Below are 17,078 nucleotides of genomic sequence, written 5' to 3'. Positions count from 1 at the left end.
CGCACCAGCACCAGCACCAGCACCAGCACCAGCACCAGCACCAGCACCAGCACCAGCACCAGCACCAGCACCAGCACCAGCACCAGTGTCCGTCCCCGTACCGGTACCGGTACCGGTACCGGTGGGAGTCGCCACGACGTACGACACCAGCCTGCGCTCCCCGGCCTCGTCCTGGCGGACGACGGTGACGGCCTGGTCCACGCCGGGTTCGGCGAGCAGCGCCGAGGAGATCTCGCCGAGTTCGACGCGGATGCCGCGGAGCTGGACCTGGTCGTCGACGCGGTCGAGGTAGTCGAGTTCGCCGCTGGGCAGCCAGCGCACCAGGTCGCCGGTGCGGTACATGCGCTCGCCCGCGGGCCCGTAGGGGTCGGCCACGAAGCGTTCGGCGGTCAGGGCGGGCCGGGCGAGGTAGCCGCGGGCGAGGCCGCCGCCGACGTACAGCTCGCCGGGGACGCCCGAGGGTGTGGGACGCAGGTCGCGGTCCAGGACGTACACGCGGTGAGCGTTGGTGGGGCGGCCGATGGGCGGGCGGCCGGCGGGGGTGAGGGGGCCGCTGACGGTGCAGCCGACGACGGCCTCGGTGGGGCCGTAGCCGTTGAACATCCTGACGGTTCCGGCCCACCGTTCGACGACCTCGGCGGGTACGGCCTCGCCGGTGCCGACGAGGCGCAGGTCGGCGGGGAGGGTGGCGCCCTCGGGCAGGGCGCCGAGGACGACGGGCGGCAGCGCGACGAGGTTGACGCGCCGGTCGTTGATGAGGTTGACGAGCGGCCATCCGGGAGTGCGGCACTCCTCGTCGGCGATGACGAGGGTGCCGCCGGGCAGCAGCGCCAGCATGATCCCGAAGATGGACGCGTCGAAGCTGAACGACGCGAACTGCAGGACGCGGGTGTCGGCGTCGAGTTCGAACCGGTCGCTGAGGCTGCCGACCATGTCCAGGAGCCCGTCGTGGGCCACGACGACGCCCTTGGGGCGGCCGGTGGAGCCGGAGGTGTAGATGACGTACGCCGGGTGGCGGGGCAGCAGCGGGGCCGTGCGGTCGGTGTCGGTGAGGTCGGTGGCGGGCCGCGCGGCGAGGCGGTCGGCGGTCTCAGGGGTGTCGAGGAGCAGGACGTGGGCGTCACCGGGGTCGGGCAGGCCCTGGGGGCGGGCGGCGGTCGCGGTGTCGGTGACGAGGACGGCGGGGCGCGCGTCCTGGAGCATGTACGCGACCCGGTCGGACGGGTACTCGGCGTCGACCGGCAGGTAGGACGCGCCCGCCTTGAGCGCGGCGAGGGCGGCGACGACGATGTCCGGGGTGCGCGGCAGCATCACGGCGACGGCCTGCTCGGGGCCGACGCCGTGGTCGGCGAGGAGCCGGGCCAGCCGGTTGGCGCGGGCGTTGAGGTCGGCGTACGTGACCTCCTGGTCGCCGAGGACGACGGCCGCCTTGGCGGGGGTCTCGGCGGCCCGCGCCTGGAAGACGTCGCCGGCCAGGCCGGGACGCACGGGCCGGGTGCCGGTGCTGCCGGACCAGTCGGCGAGGACCTGGCGCAGCTCGTCCTCGCCGAGCGCGTCGAGGCGGCCGAGGGTGGTGCCGGGGGCGGCGGCGAGCTGTTCGAGGACGCGGGTGAAGCGGCGGACGAAGGCGGCGGTCTCGGCGGCGGTGAAGATGTCCGGCCGATACTGGGCCTCCAGGCGCATCCGGTGGCCCTCGACGGGGAACACGCCGAGCGCCAGCGGGTACTCGGCGACGACGCGGGCGCTCCAGGCGCGGGTGGTGAGGCCGGGGACGTGGTCGCCGAGGGTGTCGAGGGCGCCCGAGGGGTAGTTGTGGAAGCTGACCACGGTGTCGAAGAGCTCGCCGACGCCCGCGCCCTGCTGCACCTCGGCGAGGCCGAGGTGCTGGTGCGGGGCGAGGGCGAGCTGGCGGTCCTGGAGGTCGGTGAGCATCGCCTCGAAGGGCAGGGACGGGTCGAGGGTGACGCGCACCGGCAGGGTGTGCATGAAGGCGCCGACGATGCGCTCGACGTCGGGCAGGTCGGCGGGGCGCCCGGAGGCGACGGCGCCGAAGGTGACGTCGCGCCGTCCGGTGAGCCGGCCGAGGGCGACGGCCCAGCAGCCCTGCATGACGGTGTTCAACGTCAGGCCGCGCTGGTGGGCCCAGGCGGAGACGGCGGCGGTGAGCTTCTCGGGCAGGTCGGCGGTGAGGGTCTCGGGCAGCACCGACACGCGGGGGCGGTCGGCGGGGCCGAGGCGGGTGGGTTCGTCGAGGCCGGCGAGGTCCTTCTGCCAGGCCTCGCGGGCGGCGTCGGTGTCCTGGGCGGCGGCCCACTCCAGGTAGGTGCGGACGGGGGCGACGGCGGGCAGGGCGGAGGTGTCGGCGCCGTTGCCCCACAGGGTGACCAGTTCACCGGCGAGGACGGCGGACAGGGACCAGCCGTCGACGAGCAGGTGGTGGGTGGTCCACACGACGCGGTGCCGGCCGCCGGGGGCGCGGTGGACGGTGAAGCGGGTCAGCGGGCCCTGGGTGACGTCGAAGCGGCGCAGCCACTCCTCGTCGGTGAGGCGGGCCAGTTCGGCGTCGACGCGGCCGGGGTCGAGGTGGGTGAGGTCGACCTCCTCCCACGGCACCTGGACGGCGCCGGGGACGAGCTGCACGGGGTCGCCCGTGTCGCGGTCGCGGAAGCGGGCGCGCAGCGCCGGGTGGCGGGCGACGAGCGCGGTGGCGGCGGCGCGCAGCGCGGCCGGGTCGAGGGGGCCGTCCACGTCGAGGACGACCTGGAGGGTGTAGGCGTCCATGCCGTGCCGGTCGAACTCGGCCTGGAACAGCAGGCCGCGCTGGAGCGGTGACAGGGGCAGTACGTCTTCGAGGGTGGCGAGGGTGGCGCCGTCCGCCTGCGCGAACTCGGCTTCGTAGGCCTCGATCTCGGCCTGGCCGATGGTGACGAGGGGGAACTCCGAGGGGGTGCGGCCGCCCGCGCCGGGCCGTCCGGCGTGCGCGGCGAGGGCGTCGAGGGCGCGGAACCAGCCCTCGGCGAGGGCGCGTACCTCGTCCTCGGTGAGCAGCTCGCCGGCCCAGGTCCACTCGGCGACGAGGACGGGGCCTTCGGGGCGGTCCTCGGTGAGGGCGGCGAGCTCCACGGCGTGCCGCAGCGGGGTGTCGGGGGCGGCGCTCTGGCCGAAGGTGCCCGCGCCCATGTGCCAGTCGCCGTGGTCGCCGACGGTGAAGCGGCCCAGGTAGTTGAAGCCGAGGCGGGGCACGGGGGTGCGGGCGAGGGCGGTGGCGGTCTGGGGGTTGAGGTGGCGCAGCAGGCCGTGGCCGAGGCCGTGGTCGGGCAGGGCGCGCAGGGTCTCCTTGACGTGCTTGAGGACGGCGGCGCAGGCGGGGCCCCCGGCGTGGACGTCGGCCGGGTCGGCGCCGGTCAGGGCGCTCAGGTCGAGGCCGACCGGGTAGACGCTGGTGAACCAGCCGACGGTGCGGGAGAGGTCGGCGGCCTCGGCGGCGGACCCGGCCGTGGCGGCCGGGTCGGTGAGCTGTTCGCGGCCGTGGCCCTCCAGTTCGACGACGGCCCGGCGGGCGGTGCCGCCGTGCTGCCGGTCGCGGTCGGCGAGGGCGAGCGCGAGGCCGGTGAGGAGCACGTCGTTGACCTCGGCGCGGAAGGCGTCGGGGAGTCGGGTGAGCAGGTCACGGGTGCGGTCGGCGGGCAGTTCGACGCGGAGGGCGCGGGCGGTGGCGTAGGTGTCGCGGGCCGGGTCGACGGGGCGGTCGCCGAGCGCGGCCGCGTCGGCGCCGGGCAGGCCGCAGGAGGCGCTCTGGCGCTGCCACAGCGGGAGTTCCTGGACGCGGTGGGCGGTGCGGGCCTGGGCGGACAGCGTCCTGGCCCAGGTGCGGTAGGAGGTGGCGACGGGGTCGAGGCGCGGCTCGCGGCCCGCGGCGACGGCCTCGTACGCGGCCCGGAGGTCGGGCAGCAGGATGCGCCAGGAGACGCCGTCGACGACGAGGTGGTGGAGGACGAGCAGCAGCCCGCGCCCGCCCGGGGCGCCGTACAGGACCGCCTGGACCATCAGGCCGTCCGCGGGGCGCAGCCGGGCCCGGGCGGCCGCGACCAGCTCCTGGAGCGGGGCGTCGGCGGCCTCGGTGACCACGTCGGCGGCGCGTATGGAGCCCGGAGGCAGGGTCCGCGGGGACCACAGGCCCGCGACGGGCTCGGTGAGGCGCAGGCGCAGCGCGTCGTGGTGGTCGAGGACGGCCTGGACGGCGCGGGTCAGGAGGCCGGGGTCCACGTCGGCGCGCACGGCCACGGTGGCGTACTGGCTGAACTCGCGCAGAGCGGCGGGCAGGTGGGAGACCTCCTCGCGGAACTGGTCCACGATCGGCGTCAGTTCGACCTCGCCCACGCCGTCGTCGGCCGGGGTGGGCGCGGCCGCGGCGCGCCGGGCCACGGTGGCGAGCCCGGCGGGCGTGCGGTGCTTGAAGACGTCGCGGGCGGTGAGGACGAGCCCGGCGCGGCGGGCTTTGCCGACGACCTGGAGGGAGCTGATGCTGTCGCCGCCGAGGGCGAAGAAGTTGTCGTCGGGCGCCACGGCGGGCAGGCCGAGGACCTCGGCGAGGACACCGCACAGGACGCGCTCCTCCTCGGTGCGCGCCGCCGGGCCCGGGGTGGTGGGCGTGGCGGTGCCGGTGTCCCAGGCGGGCGCGGGCAGTGCCTTGCGGTCGACCTTGCCGTGGGCGGTGAGGGGCAGCCGGTCGAGCGTCAGGAACACGGACGGCACGAGGGCGGCGGGCAGCCGCGCGGCCAGGTGGGCGCGCAGGGCGGTGGTGTCGGGGGCTGCCGGGGTCCCGGCCGCGACGGCTCCCGCGACATCCGCGGCTCCACCGGCTCCCGTGGCTCCCATGGCTCCCGTGGCTTCCGCAGCTCCCGCGGCTCCATCGGCTTCCGCGGCTCCCGTGGCTCCCGCAACTCCCGCGGCTCCCGCGGCTCCCGCGGCTCCCGCGGCTTCTCCCGCTACCGCGTCGCCGACGACGTACGCCACCAGCCGCTGCTGGCCCGAGGGGTCGGTGGCGGCCGCGGCGACGGCGTCCGCGACGCCGGGGGCCGCCCGCAGCGCCGCCTCGACCTCGCCCAGCTCGATGCGCTGGCCGCGGATCTTGACCTGGTGGTCGCGGCGGCCCACGAAGGCGAGCTGCCCGTCGGGGCGCAGCACGACCTGGTCGCCGGTGCGGTACATGCGCGAGCCGTCGGCGGCGGCCGGGTCGGGCACGAACGTGGTGGCGGTGCGCCCGGGGTCGCCCAGGTAGCCGCGGCCCACGCCTCGCCCGGCGATGTACAGCTCTCCGGGGACGCCGCGCGGCACCGGCCTGAGGTCGTCGCCGAGGACGTACAGGCGGGTGTTGCGCAGCGGGCGGCCGATGGGGACGACGGGGGCGTCGAGGTCGTCGGGGGTGGTGGCGTAGGCGTGCGTGACGTCGTCGGAGCACTCGGTGGGGCCGTAGAGGTTGGCCAGCGGGATGCCGGGGTGGCGGGCGAACCAGCGGCGGCACAGGTCGGCGGGGAGCGCCTCACCGTTGGAGATCATCCAGCGCAGGGCGGGCAGTTGGGGCGTGGTGCCGGCCGCGTCCCACAGGTCGAGGGCGGCGCGCATCAGGGACGGTACGACTTCGAGGAGGGTGAGCCGCTCCTCGCCGATGACGCGGAACAATGCGTCGGGGTCGGCGATGTCGAGGCGGTCGATCGCCCGGACGCGGCCGCCGACCAGGAGCGTGGTGAGGGTCTGCCAGACGGTGACGTCGAAGGTGACGGGCGCGTTGTGGACGAGCGCGTCCGCGCGGGTGACGGCGAACTCCTCGACCTTGGCGAGCAGGTGGTTGACCATGCCGCCGCGCTGCACCATGGCGCCCTTGGGCCGGCCGGTGGAGCCGGAGGTGTAGATGACGTACGCCAGGTCCAGGGGGCCGCCGAGGACGGGGGCGAGGGCGTCGGGGGCGTCGCAGGCGCCGTCGAGGACGTGCACGGGCGGCGGCGTGGCCGCCGGGTCCGCCTCGGCGTGGGCGGCGGCGGCCCGCTCGGCGAGGTCGCGGTGGGACGGCTGGGTGAGGACGCAGCCGGCGCCGCTGTCGGCGAGGAGTGCGGCCAGGCGGGGCAGCGGGGCGCCGGGGTCGAGGGGGATGAAGGCGCGGCCGGCGCCGAGCGCGGCGAGTTCGGCGGTGACGAAGTCGCGGCCGGGTTCGGTGAGGATCGCCACCGGGCCGCGGCCGCCTGCGAGGCGGCGGGACAGGGCGCTGGCGCGGCCGACCAGCCCGGCGTAGTCGAGGCTGCCGCCGCCGTCGGTGACGGCCACCGCGCCGGGGGTCTCGGCGGCGCGGTCGCGGACGCGCTCGACGACGCCCCGGTAGGGCGTGGGGCGGTCGGGGCCGGTGAGGTCGGCGTCGCTCTCGCCGGGCGCGGCGACGTCCAGGGCGGCGACGGGGGTGTCGGGGGCGGCGGTGAGGAAGCGGTCGAGGAAGCCGGTGAGGCGGTCGAGGTGGCCGCGGATCTCGGTGGCCGTGTACCGGGCCTCGTTGCCGCTGACGTCGACGGCGATGCCCGCGGCGCCCTTGTCGACGACGGTGAACTCCAGGTCGTCGACCAGGCCCGGGGAGGGGGTGTGGATGGTGGCGGACGCGGCGCCGATGGTGAGGTCGTCGGCGAGCGGCAGGAAGTTCACGTACGGCCCGAACGGCCTGCGGTCGTCACTGGTGAGGCCCATGGCGCGGCGGATGCTGCTGGTGCGGTGGCGCTGGTGCTTGAGGCCCGTGGACAGCGCCCGGTAGGCGTCGGCGACGAGGTCGGCGCGGGTGGCGTCGCGGCGGACGGGCAGGCGCAGCGGCAGGATGCTGACGGCGACGCCGGGGACGTTGCGGGTGGCGCCGCCCGCGCGGGCGGTGACCGGCAGGGACAGCAGGACGTCTTCGGTGGCGGCCATGCGGCCGGTGTAGGTGCCGAGCGCGGCGGCGAACACGGTCTGCCAGGTGACGCGGGCCTCCCAGGCGAGCGCGCGCAGCCGGGCGGCGGTGGCGTCGGGGAGCACGGCACTCTCGCGCAGGAAGGTCTGCGCGGGCGGCACGTCGTGCGCGGCGAGGGTGAGCGGCTCGGGGGCGCCCGCGGTCTGCCGCTCCCAGTAGGCGCGGTCGCGGTCGGCGCGGGGCGAGCAGGTGTAGGCGGCCTCGGCGTCGAGGAGCGTGCGCAGCGGCGGGAAGGCGCCGTCGTCGAGGGAGGTTCCGGCGAGCAGCGCCTCGTGGATCTCGGCGAGGCGCCGCCACAGCAGGGTGACGCTGTAGCCGTCGGCGACCAGGTGGTGGCTGACGAGGCTGAAGAAGGCCCGGTCGGTGCCGAGGGTGTACAGGGCCGCGCGGAACAGCGGGACGCGGGGGGCGGCGGCGATGTCGAAGGCGGTGCGCAGGTCGTCCTGGATCGCGGCGCGGGCGGCGGCCTCGGGGTCCTCGTCGGTACGGACGTCGGTGACGGTAAGCGGCAGGTGCGGCAGCGGCTCCACGTACTGGCGCGGCGTGCCGTCGGGCCCGGCGTCGGTGAAGCGGGTGCGCAGGCACTCGGCCTCCGTGACGAGCCGGTCCAGGGCCGTGCGGAACAGGCCGTGGTCCAGGGGGCCGCGTATGTCCCAGTAGGCGGCGGTGTTGTACAGGGCGCCGCCGCCGGAGAGCTGCTCGTCGAACCAGATGTCCTTCTGCCCGGCGGTGAGCGGGAGGCCGGCGGGCGGCGTCGGTATGTGGTCCGTCGAATTCTGGGTCATAGCAATCCCCTTGCGAAGGTCACTGATGTCACGCCGTCGATCGTCGGAGACGGCCGCTGACAGCGGGCTGATGCCGGTCTGACAGGGGTGTCGGCGGTGGCGCGGGCAGGAGCGCGGCGAAGGTGTCGAGCCGGTCGAGCCCGAAGCAGCGCAGGTGGTCGTGGACGAAGAAGGGCACGCTGAACACCCCGTCGGCGCAGGCGTCCAGGAGGGCCCGGAGGCCGTGGGCGCGCAGCTCCGGCACGTCGGCGGCGTGGGCGAGCGGGGCGGGGTCGAGGCCGAGTTCGCGGCCGACGCGGGCGACGACGGCGCGGTCGCACAGGTCGAGTCCGCGGGTGAAGGCGGCGCGGAAGGCGGCCTGGAGGAAGTCGGGGCCGCGGCCGAGGCGGGCGGCGGCGAGGTAGGCGAGGTGCGGGACCTCCCAGACCCGGTCGTCGCCGGGGGGCCGGTCCGGGAAGGGGGACCAGCCGCCCCGGTCGGCGACGAGCCGGGCGGTGAGCGGGTCGGGGTCGAAGAACGGCACCCACTCCATGCGCGCGGCCAGCTCCGGGTGGCGGGCCGCGGCCTCCTGCCAGGCGAGCCAGGAGAAGGGGCTGCGGAAGGAGAAGTAGCAGCGCGGTGCGGCCCGCGGGGGTGCGGCGGGCGGGGCGGACACGGTGTCCCCGCCCTCAGACGACGAGTCCGCCGTCCACGCCGAAGACCTGGCCGGTGATGTACGAGGCCCGGTCGGAGGCGAGGAAGGACACGAGGTCGGCGACCTCCTGGGGGCGGCCGAAGCGGCCGAGGGGGATGCGCGCGGTCATCTCCCGTACGTAGTCGTCGGCGAGGCCGGACAGCATGTCGGTGACGATGAAGCCGGGCGCGACGGCGTTGGCGCGGATGCCGTAGCGGCCCGACTCCTTGGCGAGGGCCTTGGTGAAGCCGATGATCCCGGCCTTGGTGGCCGAGTAGTTGGTCTGCGTGGCGTTGCCGTACACGCCGGCGACGGACGACAGGGTGATCACCGAGCCGGCGCGGCGCTTCATCATGGCGAACACGGCGGCCTTGCAGAGGTGGTAGGTGCCGTCGAGGTTGACGCGGACGACCTCCTCCCAGTCCTGCGGCGGCATCAGGACGAGGGGGTTGTCGCGGACGATGCCCGCGCAGGACACGACGGTGTGCAGCGGCCCGAGTTCCCGTTCGGTGCCGCGCACGAAGTCGCGTACCGCGTCGTGGTCGGAGACGTCGGCGCGCGCGGTGTACACGCGCGCCCCGGTGGCCGTCGCCTCCTCGGCGACGGCGTCGGCGGCTTCCTTGTTCGCCTGGTAGCAGAAGGCGACGTCGTAGCCGTCCTGGGCGAGGCGCAGGACGACGTGGCGGCCTATGCCCCGCGAGCCCCCGGTCACGAGGGCCACGCGGCGGCGGTTTCCGGTGGGTCCGGCGGCTTCGGGCATGGGGCGTCTCCTAGGGTGCGGTCGGCGGGGGGCCGGTGCGTCGGGCGCGGTCGCCGTGGGGCCGGTCCGGAGCGGTCGGCGGCGGGGCGGGCCCGGGCGGTCGGCGGGGGGGCCGGGCCTGGGGGGGGGGCGGCGCGGTGCGGGCGGTCAGCCGCCGAGGAGGGCGCAACCGACGGTGCCGTCCCGGTCGACGCCGGTGACCAGGGCCGCCTCGCCGGGGCCGAGGCCCTGGGGCCCGGCCGCCGCGAGCACGGCGGCGATCTGCAGGCCGGTGGCGGCGGCCGAGGTGTCGCCGAGCAGGGCGCTGACGCGGACCCACTCGGGCTGGGCGGTGCCGAGCACGTCGCCGAGGGCGAACCGCTCCTGGTCGGCGAGGGCGCCGCCGGTGCCGAGGGGGGCGACGACGCGGACGGCGGCCGGGGTCACGTCGGCGGTCTTGAGGGCGTCGCGGACGCAGTCGGCGACCGCCTGCCGGACCCCGTCGGGGGTGGCGCAGGCGCGGAAGCGGGTGGCGAGGACGTGGGCGAGCGGCGCGCGGCCCGCGGCGCGCGCGGCGTCGGGGGGCTCGGCGAGGAAGACGGCGCCGCCCTCACCGAGGGGCGTGGTCCGCTCGGCCTCGCCGCGGCCGTGCCACTCCAGCCAGGCGCGCTGGGTGGAGTACTCCTCGGCGGCGCCGCACAGGACCCGTGCGCAGTGCCCGCCGCGGTACAGGCGCCCGGCGTAGGCGAGGGCGAGCAGGCCGGTCAGGGCGCCCCCGGCGACGGTGGTGTTGGGGCCCTTGATGCCGTGGCGGATGGCGCTCTGCCCGGTGGCGCGGTTCATGACGGTGCCGGGGAAGCGGGCGGGGTCGACGTGGTAGGGGCGTTCGCCGGTGAGGGAGTCACGGGTGAAGTCCATGATGCTCTGGACGCTGCCGGAGCCGGTGCCGAGGACCAGGCCGACGTCCTCGGGCCGGTCGGTGAGCCCGGTGCCGCACTCCGCGATCAGGCGGCCCACGGCGGTGACGGCGATCGCCGTCTCCCGGTCCATGGTGCGGGTGCCCTTCTTGCCGACGTACGCCGCGGCGCTGAAGCCGGGGATGACGGCGCCGTGCGTGAAGGGGCCCGGGTGGATGTCGCGGTCGAGGGCGGTGAGCGCGGTGCGGCCGGCGGTGACGCCGGCGCGGAACGGCTCGCTGCCGACGCCGTACGGGGTGACCGCCGACCAGGCGGTGAGGGCGAGCCGGTTCATCACGCGGCCTCCTGGTAGCGGCCGAGGATCAGCACGGCGTTGTTGCCCGCGAAGGCGAGCGCGTTGTTCTGCACCACAGTGAGGTCGGCGGGCCGCGCCTCGTTGGGGACGCAGTCCAGGCCGCACTCGGGGTCGGTCTCGCCGTGGTTGACGGTGGGCGGGATGAAGCCCTCGGTGAGGGCGAGGGCGCAGGCGGCGGAGGCGAGCGCGCTGGCCGCCCCCATGGAGTGGCCGATCATCGACTTGATGGAGACGGTGGGCGGCGGGTCGGCGAAGACCTGCCGGATGGCGCCGGTCTCGGTGACGTCGTTGGCGCGGGTGCCGGTGCCGTGCGCGGAGATGAAGTCGACGTCCTCGGGCTTCACCCCGGCGTTGCGGTGCGCGACCTCCATGCACCGGGCCAGGGAGTCCCGGTCGGGGGCGACGGGGTGGTGGGCGTCGCAGTTGAGGCCGTAGCCGAGGACCTCGGCGTAGATCCGGGCGCCGCGGGCCAGGGCGGAGTCCAGGCTCTCCATGAGGAGGATGCCGGCGCCCTCGCCGGTGAGGATGCCCTTGCGGTCCTTGTCGAAGGGCTGGCACACCTCGGGGGCGACGGTGCCGAGCCGGTAGAAGCCGACGAAGTTCTTGCGGCACACCGCGTCGGCACCGCCGCACAGGGCGACGTCGACGTCGCCGTCGCGGAGGGCGTCGAAGCCGTTGCCGATGGCGTAGTTCCCGGCCGCGCAGGCGGTGGGGATGGTGAGCGCCTCGACGTCGGTGAGGCCGAGTTCGCGGACGATGCCGGTGGAGAGCCGGCCGGCCTGGGCCCGCCGGGCGAGCACCGGGTCGAGGTGTTCGGGCCCCTCGGCGAGCTGCTGCTCGGCGAGCGCGTCCAGGTCGCGGGTCTCGGCGTCGGTCGTCCCCACGGAGACGAGGGCCCGGCGGGACCGGAGCTCGCTCTCGCCGAGACCGGCGTCGGCGACGGCCATGACGGCCGCCGCGACGGCGAACTGGGTGGCGCGGCCGAGCCCTTCGGGGTCGGCGTGGCGGATGAACCGCGACGGCTCGAAGTCGTCGACCTCGCAGCCGTTGGCGTGGGCGAAGCCCGTGGTGTCGAAGCCGGTGAGGGGCTTGACGCCGGAGCGGCCCGAGCGGAGTCCGTCGAGAAAGGCGGGCACCCCGAGCCCGATGCTGGTGACCGTGCCGAGGCCGGTGATCACCACGCGGCGCGGTCGCTGCTGGCTGTCACGCACCGTGACCTCCCGTGGATTGGGGCTAGTTGGCGCGGGCGGCCCGGGCGGCCAGGGACTCGGAGACGACCTCGACGATGCCGTCGAGGTTGACCATGCGGGGCAGGTCGGCCTGGTCGATGTCGGTGCGGAAGGCCCGCTCGAGCTGGGAGAGGATCTCGATGGCGGCCATCGAGTCGGCGTCGTGGTCCTCTCTGAAGAGGGCCGTGTCGGTCAGCTCGTCCGGCTCGATTTCCAGGATGTCGCAGACGATGGTCTTGATCCTCGCGCGGTCGGCGGCCGCGGTCTCATGGGCTGTAGTCATGCCGTCGATGCTGGCGGGCGGCCGCTGACAGGTGGCTGATTTCCGTCTGACGCGGGGGCGCACGCCGTGCCGGGGCCGGGGTAGTACGGGGCCGGGTCCGCGGCCGGGCGGTACGGGGCTGGGCGCACGGGCCGCTTCCCGTACGGGGGGGCGTGCCGTCGTACGGGTCCCGGACAGGCGGGAGTCCCTGGACGGGCGCTCCGGTCCAGGGACTGCCGCGGGTGCGTCGGCGGGTCCTGCCGTCAGGCGGACGGCACGGCGGGCGGGGTGAAGCCGTTCAGCTCCAGGAAGTCCCGCGGGTGTTCCACGATCCAGTGCCAGTAGCCGGGCACCGTGCGGGCGTACTCGCCGTAGTACTGCCGTACGGTGTCGACGAGCTTGCGCAGCGTCTCGCGCGGCACGGCGCCGCTGCGCCACACCAGGAGCATCTCGACCCGCTCGGGCCCCACCAGCGGCACCAGCCGCACGTCGGGGGTGGCACCGGTGGGCGGGGTGAGCGCGGCGACGCCGAGGTCGCGGACCCAGTTCATGGCCTCGCGGTGGCCGTCGACGCGGTGCAGGACCTCCACGTCCTGCTGGTCGAAGGCGCTGAACAGGCGCTTCTCGATGGCGTGGAACCAGTGGTCCTGGGAGTAGCGGACCCAGCCGAGCGTGGCGAGGTCGGCGGGGTCCAGGCGGTGCCGCCCGGCCAGCGGGTGCTGCAACGGCAGCGCGAGCCAGACCGGTTCGCGCACGATCAGCATCTTGCCGAGGGCGGGCTCGGGCCCCTCGGCGGCCTCGGCGACGGTGCTGCTCGGCACCAGGGCGGCGGTGAGGGTGCCGCTCTGCACGCCCTCGACGGCGGTCGCCGGGGTCATCGTGACGGTCTGCAGCTCCACGGCGGGCAGCGCGGACTGCAGGGCTTCGCGCAGGGTCGGAGGCGTCCACTCCATGTTGCCGAAGCGGAGCGGGCCCGAGGTGGGCGCGGCCGCGGCGGCCATCACCTCGTCGGCGCGCTTGACCAGGTCGGCCAGCATCGGAATGAGCCGTTCCCCGAGTGCCGTACGGGTGACGCCGGCCCGGGAGCGGACGAACAGGTCACCGCCCACGGCTCTTTCGATTCTGCGTAACTGTGCGGTGAGACTGGGCTGCGGCAGATTGAGCTCGCCGGCCCCTTTGGAAATACTTCCGGCCATGTCGATCGTGGCCACGATCCGCGCGTGGCGCAGTTCTATGTCCAAGTCCCCGTAACCCCCTGAAGGCAAATCCCCCGAACGCCTCACGGAAGTTGTTGAAGACGTACACGTGAACTGAAACCACCGCATGCGAGACGCCCAAGAACCTTAACCAGGCAGGCCCGTACTGTCCACAGGACCGTCCCTTAACAGGCGTACGGCCTAAGGCGGTTGCCGGCAATCGGGAGATGTCCACCGAATTGCCTTTGAGGGTCATTCATCAGGATGTCGGCGTGAGATAAGCAAGCGTCTGCCGGACCTCTCCGAGCTCCTCGTCCTGCTGGAGGATCGCCTGGTAGACGCGGTGCAGGGCGCGCCCCGGCTCCAGGCCGAGGTCGCTGGCGAGGCGGCGGCGCGCGCCGTGGAACACCTCGAGCGCCTCGGCCTGCCGCCCGTCACGGTAGAGGGCCAGCATCAGCAGTTCGCTGAGCCGCTCGCGCCCGGCGTGTTCGGTGGCGAGCTGGCGCAGCTCGGTCACGGAGACCCGGTGCGCCTCCACGGCCAGCTTGGCCGCGGTCAGGTCCTCGTACGCGGTGATCCTGCGCTCTTCGAGCTGGGCGGCGCTGATCCGGCAGCGCAGGCCCTCGCAGGCGTCCATCAGGGCGGGGCCGCGCCACAGGGCGAGCGCCTGCTCCAGGCGTTCGATGGCGGCGGCCGGGTCGCGGTGGACGAGGTCGGCGCCCGCGTCCGCGAGCGTGAGGAAGCGGTGGGCGTCCACCGTCTCCGGCGGCACGTCCAGGAGATATCCGCTGCCGACGGTGCGGATGAGGTCGCCGCCCTTGATTCCGGTGATGGATTCCAGGTATTTGCGCAGCCGGCCGACATTGGCGTGCAGCGCGTTCCGCGCATTCGCCATCCGGCGCTCTCCCCACAGTTCGTCGACGAGCTGGTCCGACGCAATGGGCTCGCGCGGCGTCAGGGCGAGCACGGTGAGTACGGCGCTCACCCGCTTCGACGCCATGGCGTACTGCTTGCTCTCGTGCGTCAGGAAAACTGAGCCAAGGATTTGAATCTCCACGGTTCCGGACCCCCGTCGTCGTCCGTCTGCTGGTGACTCTCATCGTGCCCCGGCGCGCCCGGCCCCGGGAAATACCATCCGGCGGGCCCGGGGACGCGGAGGTGGTATGGCCCGACCCGTGACGCGGTGGTGCGGACGCCGGACCGGCGGGGGATGTCCGGTCCGGCGCCCGCGCTCGGGGCGGCCGCGGCTACCGCGTGCGGGCCGTGGCGGCGGGGGTCTGCGGGTGGTCGGCGGGATGGGGGGCGTCGGCGGGCGCGGTGTCCTCCACGGGGTCGGTGGCCGCGGTGGCCGCCGTGGCCGCCGTGGCTGCGGTGGCCGCCGTGGTGCCGGTCGCGGCCGTCGCCCGGCGCAGCTTCGTGGACGGCCACCAACTGGCCTTGCCCAGCAGGACCATGGCGGAGGGCAGGATGAGGATGCGGATGACGAACGCGTCGAGCAGGACGGCCACGGCGAGGCTGAAGCCGATCTGCTTCATCTCCGCGAGGTGCAGGAAGACGAAGGTGGAGAACACCGTCACCATGACGACGGCCGCGCTGGTGACGACCTTCGCGGACTTGGCGAGCCCGTCCATCACGGCCTCGCGCGTGGGCATACCGGTGAGCGCGGCCTCCCGGATGCGGCTGACGACGAAGACCTGGTAGTCCATCGACAGGCCGAAGAGGATCACGAACAGGAACAGCGGGACGCGGGAGCCGATCTCGCTGGTGGCGCCGTGCTCGAAGCCGAAGAGCGTGGAGGCGAGGCCCCACTGGAAGAAGACGACGAGGACACCGAAGGCGGCGGCCACGGAGAGCAGGTTGAGCAGCACGCCGAGCAGGCCGAGCACCACGGACCCGAAGACCAGGACGGTCATCACGAACGTCACCAGGAGCAGGACCCCGAGGATCAGCGGCAGCTTCTCGTTCTGGTTGTCCAGGTAGTCGCGGTCCACCGCGATGGGCCCGTCGACGCCGTACTCGGCGCCCTCGACCCGGCCGAGCGTGGCGGGCAGGTAGTCGTCGCGCAGGTGGTCCAGGGAGGCCTTGGCCTGGGGGGAGCTGAGCTTGTACGGCACGCGCAGGGTGAGCAGGCTGGTCCGGCCGTCCGCGGAGGTGCGCAGCTCCCGCGGCGTCCTGGCGAAGGCCGGGTCGCGCCCCGCCTTGTCGGTGAGCGCGTCGAGCGCCGCCGCGACCTGCCGCTCCTGTCCGGCGTCGGCGCGTACGACGACCCAGTGCTCGGCCCGCAGGTGGGGGAAGGCGTCGTTGAGGCGGTCGTAGGCGCGCATCTCGGGGATCTGGCGGGAGTGGGTGTCCTTGTTCAGCACGCGCAGGTCCATGCCGAGGGCGGGGGCGGCGAGGCCGAGCATCACCAGGACCGACAGGATCAGCGTGGCCACGGGGCGCCGCTGGGCGGGCTTGAGCAGGGCGGCCCAGACGCGGCCGTTCCTCTCCGGCGTGCGGCGCCTGAGCTTCCTGCCGCGCTCCGTGGCGCGCCGCGCCTTGCGGTCCATGCGCCGGCCGATGGTGACGAGCAGCGCGGGCAGCACCGTGACGGAGCTGATCATGGCGACGAACACCACGATGATGGTGCCGGTGGCCAGCGTGGAGAAGATGACGTCGTCGGCGAGGAAGAGGGTGGCGGTGGAGACGATGACGGCGAGCGCGGAGACGACGACCGCGCGTCCCGAGGTGGCCGCGGCGATCCCCACCAGGGCCTCCGGTGACAGGCGGCCGCCCGCGAGCTCCCGTTCCTCGCGTTCGCGCTTGAGGTAGAAGAGCGTGTAGTCGACGCCGACGGCCATGCCGATGAGCAGGATCATGTTCATCCCGAGGCCCGAGTCGGGCACGACGTGCGAGACGACCATCGACAGGCCCACGGCGCCCAGGATGGACGTGACCGCGAGCAGCAGCGGCACGCTGATCATCACCAGGGAGCCGAAGACGACGAGCAGGGTCACCAGGGTCACCGGGAAGGTGATGAGCTCGGACTTGGTGAGGTCCTTGCCGCGCTGCTTCTCCAGGCCGTACGTGACGGACGCGTCGCCGTTCTGCTCGACGACCAGGCCGGGGTGGGCCTCCTGGACCTCGGCGGTCTGCTCCAGGAGCGGCTCCACGTAGTCCTTGGCCTCGCGTTTGGTGCCCTTCATGGACACCTCGACGCGGAGCATCCGGCCGTCGTCGGAGAGGACCGGCTCGGCGACGCCGGTGACCTCGGGCAGCTTCTCCATGCGGGCGGTGACGTCCCGCGCGGCGGCGTCGGCGGCCGCGCGGTCCAGGGGGCCGGACTCGGTGTGGATCATCACGTGCTCGGCCGGGCGGTCCTGCACCTTCGCCTCGATGGCGAGGGCAGCGGCGCGGCCGGACTCGCCGACCTGGAAGTCGTCGTCGCCCGCCCGCTGGTTGCCGAGGGCGAGGCCGACGGCCAGGCACAGGGCGACGAACGCGAACCATCCCGCGATCGCCCGGCCGGGGTGTAACGCGCTCCAGTGCGCCGCCCTCAGGACGGTTGGCTGCTTCTTCACGGGGGCCAGCTCCTCACGCTCACGATGACCGTCGGCACGACAACCGTCAGCCAGATCCTTCAGGTGTAAGTCGAGGATTACAGGTGCCCGGAAGAGGCGTCAACAGCGCCTCCGGCTATGGCTGAATCCGCCCCTCCGCAACGCTTCCGCACCGCCCCCATATCAGGGTTTTCCCTTAGGGGACCCGTTGCGGAAAGGCCTCGGCGGGCCGCTCCCTGTGCAGTTGTGGCAGGCCGAAAACGTCCGTCGGCACGCCGGAATGGAACCGGCGCGCTCTCGGCACACAGCGGCCCGACACTAGGATGTCGGCATTGCTCTGACAGGTCGCTGACAGGCAGCGCCCGAAGGCGCCGGGACAGGCCGCCGAATTCCCGTGA

Annotated in this window: 9 protein-coding genes; all 9 read right to left on the bottom strand. The window is 74.5% G+C overall.

Annotated features, from left to right (window positions below):
- Positions 1-7,770: non-ribosomal peptide synthetase (locus IE330_RS16175; protein WP_190136714.1), on the bottom strand; the 7,770-nt coding region annotated here is incomplete at its 3' end.
- A gap of 28 nt (positions 7,771-7,798) precedes the next feature.
- A complete protein-coding gene (locus IE330_RS16170; RefSeq protein ID WP_190136713.1) occupies positions 7,799-8,425 on the bottom strand; it encodes a DsbA family protein in 627 nt (208 codons plus the stop codon).
- A 13-nt stretch (positions 8,426-8,438) separates the two neighbouring features.
- Positions 8,439-9,203: a 3-oxoacyl-[acyl-carrier-protein] reductase gene (gene fabG / locus IE330_RS16165; protein WP_190136712.1), complete on the bottom strand. Its 765-nt coding sequence runs from the start codon at positions 9,201-9,203 to the stop codon at positions 8,439-8,441.
- Between the two features lie 147 nt (positions 9,204-9,350).
- The gene (locus tag IE330_RS16160; RefSeq protein ID WP_190136711.1) at positions 9,351-10,433 is read right to left on the bottom strand and encodes a beta-ketoacyl synthase N-terminal-like domain-containing protein; all 1,083 of its coding nucleotides are present in this window, start codon (positions 10,431-10,433) and stop codon (positions 9,351-9,353) included.
- Positions 10,433-11,665 carry a beta-ketoacyl-[acyl-carrier-protein] synthase family protein gene (locus tag IE330_RS16155; protein WP_190136710.1) on the bottom strand — a complete coding sequence of 411 codons (1,233 nt, stop codon included), beginning with the start codon at positions 11,663-11,665 and terminating at the stop codon, positions 10,433-10,435. Before IE330_RS16155 ends, IE330_RS16160 begins: the two co-directional genes overlap by 1 nt.
- 22 nt (positions 11,666-11,687) lie before the next feature.
- Positions 11,688-11,966 (bottom strand): acyl carrier protein, encoded by a 279-nt coding sequence (locus IE330_RS16150; RefSeq protein ID WP_190136709.1) that lies wholly within the window; start codon positions 11,964-11,966, stop codon positions 11,688-11,690.
- Between the two features lie 242 nt (positions 11,967-12,208).
- Positions 12,209-13,186, bottom strand: coding sequence for a LysR family transcriptional regulator (locus IE330_RS16145; RefSeq protein ID WP_190136708.1), 978 nt, complete (start codon positions 13,184-13,186; stop codon positions 12,209-12,211).
- A 214-nt stretch (positions 13,187-13,400) separates the two neighbouring features.
- Positions 13,401-14,198, bottom strand: coding sequence for an AfsR/SARP family transcriptional regulator (locus tag IE330_RS16140; RefSeq protein ID WP_229925686.1), 798 nt, complete (start codon positions 14,196-14,198; stop codon positions 13,401-13,403).
- Positions 14,199-14,388: 190 nt separating this feature from the next.
- A complete protein-coding gene (locus tag IE330_RS16135; RefSeq protein ID WP_229925685.1) occupies positions 14,389-16,701 on the bottom strand; it encodes an MMPL family transporter in 2,313 nt (770 codons plus the stop codon).
- Positions 16,702-17,078: the final 377 nt, after the last annotated feature.

This window comes from Streptomyces longispororuber (assembly GCF_014656095.1).
In the GTDB taxonomy this organism is placed as follows: Bacteria; Actinomycetota; Actinomycetes; order Streptomycetales; family Streptomycetaceae; genus Streptomyces; species Streptomyces longispororuber.
This window is presented reverse-complemented; position numbering and strand designations above follow the sequence as displayed.